We start from the raw sequence: 12,141 nt of genomic DNA on the forward strand, positions 1-12,141 counted from the left end.
CTGTTTCACGATGTCTTGCGGTTCTTGTCACCTTCACCCATGTATCGCCAGGAACAAGGACGGGCCGCCTTTTGGTCATAACCATTCCCAACCTGATCTCCATCATGCGCCTGCTGCTGGTGCCCGGCGTGGTGTTGGCCATGCTGCAGGCGCGCTGGGAGTGGGCCTTTGCCGGCTTCGTTGTCGCCGGCATTTCCGACGGTGTCGATGGCTTCATCGCGCGCCAGTTCAACCAGCATTCAAGGCTGGGTGCCTATCTCGATCCGATCGCCGACAAGCTCCTGCTGGTTTCCGTCTTCATCGTGCTGGGCATCAGCGGGGAACTGCCGCTGTGGCTGGTCGTCGCCATGGTTTCGCGCGACGGATTGATCATCTGCGCGGTGGTGCTGTCGTCGGTGATGGGACACCCGGTGGAGGTGAAGCCGCTGCTCGTCTCCAAGGCGAACACGGCGGTGCAGATCATTCTCGCGGCTCAGGTTCTCGCCGAATTGACCTTCGCCATGCATCTCGACCCGCTGCGTACCATCCTGATAATGCTGTCCGGGCTCTTGACCGTGGCTTCGGCCGCGGCCTATCTCGTGGCCTGGCTGAGGCATATGAGCAGTAATGGCGAAGGCAGCACTTCCTGATCACGACGCAGCCGAGGCATCTGCCGCGGCCGCTTTCCGACGCCAGCTGCGGTTCTGGCTAATCGGCGCCGTCATCCTGATCGGCTTCCTCTATCTGTTCAGCGACATTCTGCTGCCCTTCGTGGCGGGCATGGTGCTGGCATACTTCCTCGATCCCGTTGCCGATCGGCTGGAACGGTTCGGCCTGTCACGTGTCATGGCGACGGTGGTGATCCTGATCGCCTTCATCGTCATCCTGGTACTTGCCTTCGTCATCCTGGTGCCGGTCCTGGCCTCACAGATGGCGGGGTTTGCGGAGAAACTGCCGGACTATCTCACCCGCCTGCAGGCCCTCGTCACCAATTTCGACCCGAAATGGCTGGAGCAGCGTTTTGGTGTCAATGCGGCCAGTCTCAAGGACGGGCTGAATTCGGTGCTGAGTTCCGGCCTCGGTCTGGTGACCACTGTTTTCCAGTCGTTGTGGAATTCCGGCATGGCGCTGGTTTCGGTGGCATCGCTGTTCGTGGTGACGCCGGTGGTCGCCTTCTACATGCTGCTCGACTGGGATCGCATGGTGGCAACCGTGGATAGCTGGGTGCCGCGCGATCACGTGGAAACGGTTCGCCAGATATCTGCCGATATCAACAGCGCCACCGCCGGATTCGTACGCGGGCAAGGTACGCTTTGCCTCGTCCTTGGCGCGATGTACGCCGTCGGCCTGACACTGACGGGGCTGAATTTCGGTATCCTCATCGGCCTGTTTGCCGGTTTGATCTCTTTCATTCCCTATGTCGGTTCACTGACCGGGCTGGTGTTGGCCATCGGTGTCGCCATCGTGCAGTTCTGGCCGGACTGGACAATGATCGTTGCGGTTGCCGCCGTGTTTTTCATCGGCCAGTTCATCGAGGGCAACATCCTTTCGCCCAAGCTGGTGGGCAAAAGCGTTGGCCTGCACCCGGTCTGGCTGATGTTCGCGCTGTTTGCGTTTGGCGCGTTGTTCGGTTTCGTCGGCCTGCTCATCGCAGTGCCGGCTGCGGCGGCCATCGCTGTTCTGGTGCGCTTCGCCATCGCGCGATACCTGGAATCGCCACTCTACAAGGGACACGGCGTCGAGCCGCCGCCCTTGCAGGGCAAGCGAACCAGGACGCGACGCGGATAACCGATGGAAAGGCCGCGTCAGCTTCCGCTCGATCTCGGGCACGGCACCGCCTATTCGCGCGACGACCTTGTCGTGTCGGCGTCGAACGCGCAGGCAGCGACGCTCGTCGACCGCTGGCCGGACTGGCCTGCACCGGTCGTGGTGCTGGCGGGGCCTGCGGGATCGGGCAAGACGCATCTGGCCGAAATCTGGCGCGACGCAGCCAATGCAGTTGCCATCGAGGCAGGCAAGGTTGCACAAGGTGTGGCGGCCTTTGACGGGCGGCCCGTTCTGATTGACGACATCGATGCCGCTGCTTTCGACCAGCACGGACTGTTCCATCTCATCAACAATGTACGGGGCGCTGGCTGCCACCTTCTGCTGACCGCGCGGCGCTTTCCAGCGGCCTGGGGCACGACGTTGCCCGATCTGGCATCCCGCCTGAAGGCGGCGGCAACCGTCGAGATCCACGAACCCGACGACGTGCTTCTGGCTGGCGTCATCACAAAGCTGTTCGCCGACCGTCAGGTCGAAGTCGAGCCGCATGTCGTACAATATCTCGTGCGGCGCATCGAGCGCTCGCTTGCAACCGCGATGCGCGTGGTGGAGCGGCTCGATCGCATGGCACTCGAGCAAAAGGCACGCATCACCCGCACGATGGCGGCCGATGCCGTCAGCGCCATGGATGAAGGGCAGGGCGAGTTCGAACTGTAGGGCGCTATCAGCCGCCTCAGGCGCCCGGCTCAACCCGATTGCCACTGAGAGGATCAAAGATATGCTGTGCGCTTGCGCCCACAGCAAGCCGCACCTGCTGTCCCGGCGCCAGGCTGGGCCGGCCGATGGCATAGATGCGCAGTTGTTCGCCTGCGAGGCGGACGTAATACTGCGTCGACATGCCGAGAGGCTCGACCACCTCGACGTCCGCCTTGAGAGGGCCGTCATCGACAATCCTGATGTCCTCCGGGCGCATGCCGACAGTGAGCACATCACCATCCTGCAGCGGCAGACCGTCAGGCAGCCGCAGCCTTTGGCCGTCGCTGAAAACCGCCTCGGCGATGGCCTGGCGGGCAACGGTGGCCGGCAAAAAATTCATGGCAGGCGAGCCGATGAAGCCGGCGACGAACATGTTGGCCGGACGATCGTAGAGTTCCAGCGGCGCGCCGACCTGCTGCACATTGCCGTTGTGCATGACGACGATGCGGTCGGCCATGGTCATGGCTTCGGTCTGATCGTGGGTGACGTAGATCGAGGTTGTCTTGAGCTGCTGGTGCAGCGCCTTGATTTCCGTACGCATATGGGTGCGGAGTTTGGCATCGAGGTTGGACAAGGGTTCGTCGAACAGAAAGACCTGGGGATCCCGCACGATGGCACGGCCCATGGCGACACGCTGGCGCTGGCCACCGGAGAGCTGGCGCGGCAGACGCTGCAGCAGGGGATCGAGCCCCAGCCGCTTCGCCGCACCTTCGACCCGGGTCTCGATGGCCGCCTTCCCGGTCTTCCGCAACATCAAGCTGAAGCCCATGTTGGAGGAGACATCCATATGCGGATAAAGCGCGTAGGACTGGAACACCATGGCGATGTCGCGGTCCTTCGGCGCAACGTCATTGACAATGCGTTCGCCGATGCGGATGTCGCCGCCGGACACCTCTTCCAGGCCGGCGATCATGCGCAGCAGGGTGGATTTGCCGCAGCCGGACGGTCCCACCAGCACCACGAACTCGCCGTCGGCGATTTGCAGATCGACCTCATTGAGGACGCGGACGACGCCATAGTCCTTCTTGACCTTTTCCAGCGTGACGGAAGCCATGAATCACCCCTTGACCGCACCGGCGGTGAGCCCGGTGACGAGATAGCGTTGCAGGAAGGCGAAGAAGATGCAGACCGGGATCAGTGCCAGCACCGATGCGGCCATCATCTGCCCCCAGTCGACGGCAAATTTGCCAATGTAGGTGAGCAGCCCGACAGCGAAGGTTTTCTTGTCGTCGCTCGAGATCAGCATCAGCGCAAACAGCAGTTCGCTCCAGGCGGCGGTGAAGACGAAGCCCAGTGTCGCGCCCATGCCAGGCAAGGTCAGAGGCACGATGATACGTCGCATCGCTTGCGCCCTGGTACAGCCGTCGATCATGGCGGCTTCCTCCAGGTCCTTCGGAATGCCGTCAAAGAAGGATTGCATCAGGAAAGTGGCGAAGGCGGTGTTGAAGGCCGTGTAGATGATGATCAGGCCGGTCAGGCTGTTGATCAGCCCGATCTCCCCCATCATGCGATAGATCGGCGGAATGACCATGACCAGCGGGAAGGTCTGGGTGAGCAGCAGCATGATGGCGAGTGCAGCCTTGCCGCGGAACGTGAATCGCGACATGGCGTAGCCGGCTAGGGTCGCAATCACGGTGACGAGCGCGGCTGTCGAGAGCGAAACGATGACGCTGTTCAGGAAATAGCGTGGGAAATCAGTGGCGGAGAGCACCGTCGCGAAGTTCTCGAAGGTCGTGCGCGACGGCCAAAGCGTGATGCCTTCCGAATAGAGCAGGGATGTCGGCGTCACCGATATCTTCAACGTCCAGAAGATCGGGAACAGCGCAAACAGCACATAGGCGACAATCGCCGCATAGAGGCCGATGCCACCGAGCAGGCGCGAGGATTGGGTTTGTCCGGCAATCATCAGACATGCCTCACAAGTGTACGACGAATGCCGATGAGCACGAGCGCATAGAGGATGAGCAGGACAAGCAGCAGCACGGCGATGGCCGAGGCATAACCCTTGTCCAGTGATTTAAAGGCACTGACATAGATGTAGACGGGCATGGTCGCGGTCGAGCCGGCCGGGCCGCCTTCTGTCATGACGAAGATCAAGTCGGCGAAGGTGGCGATCCAGATGGTGCGCAACATCACCGTGATGGCGATGGTCGGCGCCAGGAAAGGCAAAGTCACCTTGACGAAACGCTGCCAGGGCGTGGCGCCGTCGATGGCTGCCGCTTCATGCAGTTCCGAAGGAATGGACTTGAGCGCTGCCAGCAGCGTGATGGCGAAAAACGGTACGCCGAACCAGACATTGGCGATGATCGGTCCCCACATGGCGGTTGCCGGATCAGAGAGGATGTTGGTCGGCTCTGCTTTCAGACCCAAGGCGTAGAGCCAATGCGGCAACGGGCCGATGATGGGGTTGAACAGCCAGGCCCAGGTGAGACCAGAGAGGAATGACGGCACTGCCCAGGGCAGGAACACCAGCGCCTGTACCATACGACGGCCGGCAAAAGGTTTGTCGAGCAGCAGGGCCAGCCCGAGACCGAGGAAAAACTGGAAGAACAGGCTGGCTATCGTCCACCAGGCGGTGTTGACGAGTGCCTCGCCAAGCAGGGGATCGGACAGCATCGCCTGATATTGGCCAAGTCCGACGAATTCCGACTTGAAGGCGGAAAACTTCCGGAACGAATAACCGATGCCGATGATCAGCGGCACAAGCAGCACCGTGACCAGAAGCACGATGGCCGGGCTGAGATAGAGCCAGGGCTCCAGGGAGGCAAAGGACAGGCCTTTACGGCGCGTTGGCGCGCTGTCGATAGCGATGGTCATCACAATCACTCGCGAGAGTAATTCCGGCAAAACCGGGCAACGGTCTTGCGTTTGGAATTGCGTAAAAACAAAGAGTTAGAGTGTTTCCGTGTGTTCGAAAGAAGCGGAAACACTCTGTTGGCAAAACGCAATGCGCAGGGGCCTTCCACCAACTGGAGAGAGGGCGGTGAGGGGCGGCGCAGGCGGGGGAGAGTGATCGCCGCCCCTCGTTCGGCCTTCGGCCGTTTGGCGAACCTCCCGATGGCAGGGAGGCCGGATTGCTATTTCTTGTTTTTGGCCATCCAGTCCTGCTGTTCCTTGGTCATGTAGGCCGCCCATTCGTCGGCGACTTCCTTGGCCGGACGCTTGCCCAGGAGCACCTCCTGGAAACCCTTGATGGCGATCTGGTCGACGAAATTACCGAGATTTTCGAGATGTGTCGGCGGGGTGACGAACTCATACCTGTCACCGCCATTCAATTCGTCGAACCAGCCCTTGAACTGCTCAGTCTTGAAGTAAGCGTCCTCTTCGGCTCCGTTATGGATCGGCAGGACGCCGACCATCTTCGCCCATTCGATGTTGCCCTTGGGCGACAGCAGCGTCTCCATCAGTTTCCAGGAGTCATCCTTTACCTTGGAGTTGGCGAAGATCGCCCAGCCGGAATAACCGAGCGTCGGGAACGACTTGCCGCTTGGCCCGGCAGGAACCGGTGCAACAGCGAAATCGTCCTTGTTCATCTTCTCGGCGATGCCGATCAACGCATCCGGATCCTGGTCGAGCATTGCACAGGTGCCGGAATAGAAACCGGTGACGGTCTCGTTGAAACCCCAGCTGACACTGTCCTTGGGGGCGTAGCCGTTCTTGTAGAGATCGGCCAGCATCTGCAGGCCCTTGACCGAGCCTGCCTCATTCATGGTCGAGCTGCCATCCGCATTGAAATAGCCGCCCTTGCCGTTGGCAATGTTCATGAACATGTTCATGCCGAAGGTGGCGCCGGGGCCGCCACGCAGGCAATAGCCATATTTGCCGGGCAGGGCGGAGATCTTCTTGGATGCTTCGACGAATTCGTCCAGCGTTGCAGGCGCATGGTCGAGACCGGCTTCCTTGAACAGCTTCTTGTTCCAGAACATCGCCTTCAGATAGTAGCCGTAGGGGATCATCAGCTGCTTGCCGCCCACGGTCGATCCGAACTGGCGTGCACGCTCGCCAAGCGTCTTGTTGTCCGGCCACTTCTCCATGTAGGGGCCAAGGTCCTCCAGCATGCCGTTGGCGCCGTAGAGGCCCATCCAGCGTTCCGGCATCTCGACGACGTCTGGTGTGTCGCCGGCCTGCACCATGGTCAGGAATTTTTCGTAAGCCTGGCCCCATGGCAGCGAGATGAGTTCGACCTTGACGCCAGGATTCGCGGTTTCGAATTCCGCGATCTGCTTCTTGAGGAATTCCGTTCGCGGCGGGCTGGTGATGACCTCGACCATCTTGATCGTGGTGTCTGCCATCGCGGCACTTGCCGAAATCGCCAGGCCGGCCACTGCGGCAAGCAGTGTCTTCAATCTTCCCATGTCTTCCACTCCCATTTGTTTGACAGGTTATTTTCTTGCTTTTTCAAGGGCCTGTGCGATGTCGGTCCACAAGTCCTCGACATTCTCCAACCCGACATTGAGCCGGATGGTTCGCGGGCTGACGCCGAAGCGCGCCATGGAATTCAAGCCTGGGGTCTGTTCCAGGGATGCCTTGGCCGGCACGACCAGGCTTTCGTGGCCGCCCCAGGACACGCCGATGCGGAAATAGTTCAGCGCATCGGTGAAAGCGGGGATGTCGATCTCCTCGGTCACCTCGAAGGAGAACAGGCCGGCATAGCCCGCAAGCGTCGCCTTGCCGGGATGGTTGGAATAGGCGGGATGATTGACCCGCTCGACCATGCCGTGCGCCTTGAGCCGTTCGGCGATCGTGAGCCCGCTTTTCATATGATGAGGCAGGCGCAGAGGCAGCGTGCGCAGGCCGCGCAGCAGAAGCCATGCCTCGAAAGGCGAAAGCTTGCCGCCGAGATAGGAATAGGTCTGCTCGTTGATGCGGCGGATGTTTTCGGCGGAGCCTGAGACGACGCCGGCAACCGTATCGCTGTGGCCACCGAGATATTTGGACGCCGAGTGCAGCACCAGATCGACGCCATGGGCAATCGGCTTCTGGAAGATCGGGGTCGCCCAGGAATTGTCGATCGTCGTGACGATACCGTGCTCCTTCGCCAGCCGGGTCAGATGCGGCAAGTCCTGCAATTCGAACATCATCGAGGTCGGACTTTCGAGATAAAGCAGTTTTGCGCCGGGCAGGGCGGCGGCAACGGCGTCCGGATCGGAACCGTCGACATAGTCGACCGTGATGGCGAGACGCGGAAACAGCCGTTCGAACAGGCGGTAGGCGTCGCCATAGCAGTTGCGGACCGCCACGATGCGGTCGCCGGCGCCGACGAAGGCCAGGACCGTGGCGCTGATCGCCGCCATGCCGGAGGAGAAACCGCGTGCTGCCTCGGCGCCTTCAAGCGCCGCCACCCGTTTCTCGAATTCCATGACGGTCGGATTATCGCCACGCGAATAGATCGGCTGGCGGCGCTTGCCGGCAAAAGTGTCAGCCATTTCGGCATAGCTGGCGAACGTGAACAGCGATGTCTGGTAGATCGGCGGTACAACGGCGCCGCCGACGAACGGGTCGTCATGGGCAAGCAGCGTGGCTGCTTCTGCAACGGGATCGATGTCGAGGTTCGGGCGAGGGTCGTTCATGTCTGTCGTGCCTGGTTGCGTGCGGCCTCGCCGCGCCGCAGATCGGCTTCGACGGTGGCGATCAGTTTCAGCGCTTCGGCGCGAGCGCCTTCGGCGTCGCGGGCAGCGATGCGCTCGTAAATGGTGCGATGGTAAGGAAAGGAAGCGTGGCCGAAGTCACGCACACCAAGCGGATGTTCCCAAAAGCGGTGGAACATTTCATGCATGGCAGCGATCAGTTGCTCGAACAACGGATTGCCGGATGCCCTGTAGATCGCCTGGTGGAATTCCCAGTCTTCCTCGGATGACATGCCGGAGCGGCTGTGAAAGGCCTCTTCCATGATTTCGAGCTTGCGGTGGATGAGGTCGAGTTCCTGCGGCCCGGTGCGGACGGCACACAGTGCAGCGGCCTCGGCTTCCAGCGCGCGGCGGACCTCCAGCGTCTGCATGAGGCTGGCGAAATCGTTGCCGCCGGCAAGCGTCAGCGGCATGTGCAGCATGTGCGGGGAAACCGCCGCCTTCAGGAAAGTGCCGCTGCCCTGCAGGCGCTCGACAAGCCCAAGCCCTTCCCAGCGCGTCAAAGCCTCGCGCACCGTGTTGCGGCTGACCCTCAGCCGCTCGGCCAGGATGCGCTCCGTCGGCAGCTTGTCTCCTGGCTGCAGAGTTTCCTGCTGAACGAAGTCCGCCAATGCCTCCAGCACTGCGTCGTCGCGCGCGGTGGTCTGGATAGGAGGGAGGCGAACCTGGCTCATTCAGCATCCAATTGGATCAATGGTCCAACCAATTACATGGAGGCAAGATCGAGTCAACCGCGATCTCCGTGTGAAGAGGTTCACACTACACCGATGGCCTTGTGCTAAAATGCGTGGAACGGAGGAGGGCAGCCGTGACCAATCCACTTATCGCCATTCCAGATGCCAGAGGCGTCATTCGGGTGGTTTGCGGCGGCAAGGAGTTCGAAATTCAGATTGCCGTGCCGGTTGGCGCCGGAGCCGGCACCGCACCGATCGACCTCGTGCCGGCCACCCCTGATCCTGATCTCGGCAGCATCTTCGACAAGCCTGGAACCTATCTGAGGGTCGACGGCACCGACAAAGACAAGATGACTGTCGCGCGCCTGGTGCAGGAGATGCTCGAGAGCGTCGACGACGAGCCGCTGCGGGCGGTCGTGCTGAAGACCGACAAGCTCAATTTTCAGGAAGTGAAGCAGTTGCGCGACCAGATCGCAGGATTGAGGCCGGAGCTGCCGATTGCCGTCGACTTTGGCGGGCTTTTGAAGCCGTGAGCGAGACAGGGTCTTCCGTTGCGCCGGCGATGGCGGCGAGTACCCAATCACTGCGGGATACGGCCAAATGGATGGTCGGTGGCGTTGCGGCGACGGCTGTCGGGGTGTTTGCAGGCAGTTCGTTGACTTCGCTGGGGACACTGGATCCCACAACGGACCGGGGCAGGCTGCTGCTGGCTATCGCAGCGCTCGTTGTAGGCTTCATCGGCCTTGCTGCAATATTCGAAAAAGCGATCCGGGTTCTGACGGTCGAAACCATGACGTTTCGGCAGGTCGCCGCTCCCGCCGTAGCGGGCTCCGAGAGGGCGGCATTGCAGGCCACGCTGATCGAGACATATAGCGCCCTGTTGCCGCAAGGGACCACGACGCTAGACGGTTACATCCAGCGCGTCGAACAAGCGAAAACGGCCAATCCAAAGCAGGCAAGCGACAATGACGTGCTCGCCAAGGTGAAAGAGAATGTCGACATTCTCACTGCGGCCGGTGGCTTCATCTGGGTCTACAACCGCTTTTCGGCGCTTGTCTCGGCGCTCAAATGGGCTGTCCCGACAATGATCGCCGGCTTCGGACTGTTTGCCTGGGCGGCCAACCCTCCAGACGCCAAGCCGTCTCCGCCGGCGTTTTCGCTGACAATTCAGGGCTTGGCGAAGTAACAAGGATGTCGCGCCGGGATCGGCGTGCCCATTCGGAACCAGGCCAGCCGGCACATCGACGTTCTGAAGCTGCGGGGGAAGATTGGTCGGAGTGGCAGGATTCGAACCTGCGACCCCCTGATCCCAAATCAGGTGCGCTACCAGGCTGCGCTACACTCCGAGGCCGCGTGTTGCCTAGTGGGTCGCACGCCGCAAAGCAAGCCCTAAAACCATTGGCCTTGCGGTTATTTCCATTGCGCAGTAAGCACCGGGGAGGAAACGGCGCGCTGCCGAGCAACGAGGTCTCCATGTCCGCACGCATATTCAGCCCAGCCAAGACCGCGATGCAGTCGGGCAAGGCCAGAACCGGCAACTGGGTGCTTGAATTCGATCCGGAAAAGCCGCGCAAGATCGATCCGCTGATGGGTTACACCACCTCCGGAGACATGAAGAGCCAGATCCGGCTTTCCTTCGAGACGCGCGAGGAAGCGGTCGCCTATGCCGAGAAGCAAGGCCTGGCGTTTCGAGTCGAGGAACCGAAGGAAACCAAGCGCCGGCAGATTTCCTATTCGGACAATTTCCGCTATGACCGCCGCACGCCTTGGACGCATTGACTGCTGATTGTTGGCGACGAATGCCGCTTTTTGATTCTGCTGCCCCGATCCGGGTCAGCCTGCGGTCCCGTAGCTCAGCTGGATAGAGCACCGGCCTTCTAAGCCGATGGTCACAGGTTCGAATCCTGTCGGGATCGCCATTAATTTCAAATGGTTACATGCTGTTCTGAGGTGCCGGAAGAACTCTCTAGCCCCTAGGGCCACTTCTTCCCTTTCAACCCTTTCGGTTTCATCCCGTCTGCGGTTTCCATGAACTGAGCAACGGTATCGACCCATGCTGCCGTCTTCGGAGGGATTTCCGCTTCCTCGGTCAGCCACGCCTCGACCAGCGAAACGTCGCAGCCCAGGGCTTGCGCCAGGGTTTCAGGCGACCAGCGGACAATCGACAGACATTCTTCCAGCCGTTCAGGTGTCATCGGAAGGTGCGATCCTGTTTCATTTCTGGTTTCCCTAACTTGAAACCGCCTGCAGTTCCTTTGGCAGGGGTTGGCTTGAGCATCGCATATGCATGTCTCGGGCGATCTGCCTGCGCTGCTTGTCCTGATGTTCCTTGATGGCAAGTGCGATCCCGATCCCGTACGGGCCAAGCAACAGGCCAGGAGCCAGTTTGCGGGTCTCTTTCTCCTTGGCTTCAAGGGCCAGTGCAGTCGCTCGAACCTGTTGGCACTGCTTCGATCGCCATTTGGGATCTTTGGTCGAGAGCGTGGCTGCGTAGTTTGTCGGGGATGCCGCGCAGCCGGAAACGAGTGCCATCAGCAGGACTGCCGTTCCCCTCGATATTCGATCCATTGCCAAATGGTCTCCACTTGTTCAGCCGTTGACCTGTGGCCAGGCAATCCATTGCGTTTTCTCAGGCGCGATGGCCGTGAGCATCGTGCCGTCACACCGAATGCCGACGGTGGCGACTATCAATACCCTAAGCGGGTTTCGGAATGGCCCACAAGCGCCAATGGCCGTCGGCTGCGGGTCGAATTGCGAAAAGGCAGTCCGGATTGTCCAGACTGCCACCGGGCGTGTCCGCCGACCGAACCGTTCTGCGGGCCTTATGGTGTCGACAACAGTGCCGAGCTGATGGATGCCCGTTCAGATAGAGTGATGATCGGCCGTTTGCAGCTGGCTTGTTTGGTGGCCACCCGGCCGAGCCTGTCTGCGTTGGAGATCTGCTTCCAGGAAAGGCGCGATCCGAAGCCTATCAAGAGCCGGCTTCGCGCGGGAACAGAGCGTTTGCCCTCATACGCTTTTATGCGGCGTCGGAAGAACGCTTCTTCTTGTCCAGCCTTTTCTTCTCCAGCTCCCGTTTCCTGACGATTTCGCTCAGGATCTGGTGCGCAGCTTCCGCTTCGCGCTTGCTGAGTCCGGCAAGAAGCTGATTGGCAAAAACCACGGGCTGGTCGGTCTCGTTGTCCCACACCGACCAGAGATCGGTTGGCTCCAGCACTAACTCAAAACGTTCCTTCACAATCGCCTCCGTTTCCCCACGCCACGGCATGGCGAGAGTGGTGCGCGATTCTGTTCAATGAAACATGAGTAAAATCAGTAGGATAAGATTAGAATTTTATCGA

15 protein-coding genes and 2 tRNA genes are annotated in these 12,141 nt (G+C 60.6%); 7 read left to right on the forward strand and 10 right to left on the reverse strand.

The window, feature by feature from the left end:
- Positions 1 to 77 precede the first annotated feature (77 nt).
- Genes ACFJIU_RS10185 through hdaA form a run of 3 tightly spaced genes read left to right on the forward strand, consistent with a single transcriptional unit; the run spans position 78 to position 2,460 of the window.
- Positions 78 to 629, forward strand: coding sequence for a CDP-alcohol phosphatidyltransferase family protein (locus ACFJIU_RS10185; protein WP_129416378.1), 552 nt, complete (start codon positions 78 to 80; stop codon positions 627 to 629).
- Complete coding sequence (locus tag ACFJIU_RS10190) at positions 607 to 1,767, forward strand: AI-2E family transporter (protein WP_379070726.1); 1,161 nt, start codon at positions 607 to 609, stop codon at positions 1,765 to 1,767. The genes ACFJIU_RS10185 and ACFJIU_RS10190 overlap by 23 nt, the downstream gene beginning before the upstream one ends.
- 3 nt (positions 1,768 to 1,770) lie before the next feature.
- Positions 1,771 to 2,460: a DnaA regulatory inactivator HdaA gene (hdaA, locus tag ACFJIU_RS10195; RefSeq protein WP_379070728.1), complete on the forward strand. Its 690-nt coding sequence runs from the start codon at positions 1,771 to 1,773 to the stop codon at positions 2,458 to 2,460.
- A gap of 16 nt (positions 2,461 to 2,476) precedes the next feature.
- Here the strand turns inward: hdaA and ACFJIU_RS10200 are convergent, their stop codons facing one another.
- The 6 genes from ACFJIU_RS10200 to ACFJIU_RS10225 form a co-directional block, all read right to left on the reverse strand.
- Positions 2,477 to 3,553 carry an ABC transporter ATP-binding protein gene (locus ACFJIU_RS10200; RefSeq protein WP_379070731.1) on the reverse strand — a complete coding sequence of 359 codons (1,077 nt, stop codon included), beginning with the start codon at positions 3,551 to 3,553 and terminating at the stop codon, positions 2,477 to 2,479.
- Between the two features lie 3 nt (positions 3,554 to 3,556).
- On the reverse strand, positions 3,557 to 4,405 hold the full coding sequence (locus ACFJIU_RS10205; RefSeq protein WP_379070733.1) for a carbohydrate ABC transporter permease: 849 nt from the start codon (positions 4,403 to 4,405) through the stop codon (positions 3,557 to 3,559).
- The gene (locus ACFJIU_RS10210; protein ID WP_379070736.1) at positions 4,405 to 5,316 is read right to left on the reverse strand and encodes a carbohydrate ABC transporter permease; all 912 of its coding nucleotides are present in this window, start codon (positions 5,314 to 5,316) and stop codon (positions 4,405 to 4,407) included. The genes ACFJIU_RS10205 and ACFJIU_RS10210 overlap by 1 nt, the downstream gene beginning before the upstream one ends.
- Positions 5,317 to 5,576: 260 nt before the next feature.
- Positions 5,577 to 6,854 carry an ABC transporter substrate-binding protein gene (locus ACFJIU_RS10215; protein ID WP_379070739.1) on the reverse strand — a complete coding sequence of 426 codons (1,278 nt, stop codon included), beginning with the start codon at positions 6,852 to 6,854 and terminating at the stop codon, positions 5,577 to 5,579.
- Positions 6,855 to 6,881: 27 nt separating this feature from the next.
- Positions 6,882 to 8,069 carry a PLP-dependent transferase gene (locus ACFJIU_RS10220; protein WP_379070741.1) on the reverse strand — a complete coding sequence of 396 codons (1,188 nt, stop codon included), beginning with the start codon at positions 8,067 to 8,069 and terminating at the stop codon, positions 6,882 to 6,884.
- Positions 8,066 to 8,800: a FadR/GntR family transcriptional regulator gene (locus tag ACFJIU_RS10225; protein WP_379070744.1), complete on the reverse strand. Its 735-nt coding sequence runs from the start codon at positions 8,798 to 8,800 to the stop codon at positions 8,066 to 8,068. Before ACFJIU_RS10225 ends, ACFJIU_RS10220 begins: the two co-directional genes overlap by 4 nt.
- 134 nt (positions 8,801 to 8,934) lie before the next feature.
- Between ACFJIU_RS10225 and ACFJIU_RS10230 the strand changes: the two genes are divergently transcribed.
- Together ACFJIU_RS10230 and ACFJIU_RS10235 are read left to right on the forward strand one after the other, a co-directional pair.
- Positions 8,935 to 9,333, forward strand: coding sequence for a hypothetical protein (locus ACFJIU_RS10230; RefSeq protein WP_379070747.1), 399 nt, complete (start codon positions 8,935 to 8,937; stop codon positions 9,331 to 9,333).
- A gap of 29 nt (positions 9,334 to 9,362) precedes the next feature.
- The gene (locus tag ACFJIU_RS10235; protein ID WP_379070750.1) at positions 9,363 to 9,986 is read left to right on the forward strand and encodes a hypothetical protein; all 624 of its coding nucleotides are present in this window, start codon (positions 9,363 to 9,365) and stop codon (positions 9,984 to 9,986) included.
- An 83-nt stretch (positions 9,987 to 10,069) separates the two neighbouring features.
- On the opposite strand, the gene ACFJIU_RS10240 is transcribed toward ACFJIU_RS10235, so the two are convergent.
- Positions 10,070 to 10,146 (reverse strand) — tRNA-Pro (locus ACFJIU_RS10240).
- Between the two features lie 127 nt (positions 10,147 to 10,273).
- Between ACFJIU_RS10240 and ACFJIU_RS10245 the strand changes: the two genes are divergently transcribed.
- Positions 10,274 to 10,579, forward strand: a complete 306-nt coding sequence (locus tag ACFJIU_RS10245) for an ETC complex I subunit (protein ID WP_054310927.1) — start codon at positions 10,274 to 10,276, stop codon at positions 10,577 to 10,579.
- Positions 10,580 to 10,642: 63 nt separating this feature from the next.
- A tRNA-Arg gene (locus ACFJIU_RS10250) sits at positions 10,643 to 10,719 on the forward strand.
- A 54-nt stretch (positions 10,720 to 10,773) separates the two neighbouring features.
- Here ACFJIU_RS10250 and ACFJIU_RS10255 read toward each other — a convergent pair.
- The 3 genes from ACFJIU_RS10255 to ACFJIU_RS10265 all read right to left on the reverse strand — a co-directional run bounded on the left by ACFJIU_RS10255 (position 10,774) and on the right by ACFJIU_RS10265 (position 12,038).
- Positions 10,774 to 10,995, reverse strand: a complete 222-nt coding sequence (locus tag ACFJIU_RS10255) for a hypothetical protein (RefSeq protein WP_054310926.1) — start codon at positions 10,993 to 10,995, stop codon at positions 10,774 to 10,776.
- Between the two features lie 34 nt (positions 10,996 to 11,029).
- Positions 11,030 to 11,332, reverse strand: a complete 303-nt coding sequence (locus ACFJIU_RS10260) for a hypothetical protein (protein ID WP_379070753.1) — start codon at positions 11,330 to 11,332, stop codon at positions 11,030 to 11,032.
- A gap of 487 nt (positions 11,333 to 11,819) precedes the next feature.
- Complete coding sequence (locus ACFJIU_RS10265; protein ID WP_379070756.1) at positions 11,820 to 12,038, reverse strand: hypothetical protein; 219 nt, start codon at positions 12,036 to 12,038, stop codon at positions 11,820 to 11,822.
- Between the last annotated feature and the right edge of the window lie 103 nt (positions 12,039 to 12,141).

Origin of the sequence: Mesorhizobium sp. UC74_2 (assembly GCF_042701485.1) — a bacterium.
Taxonomy (GTDB): domain Bacteria; phylum Pseudomonadota; class Alphaproteobacteria; order Rhizobiales; family Rhizobiaceae; genus Mesorhizobium.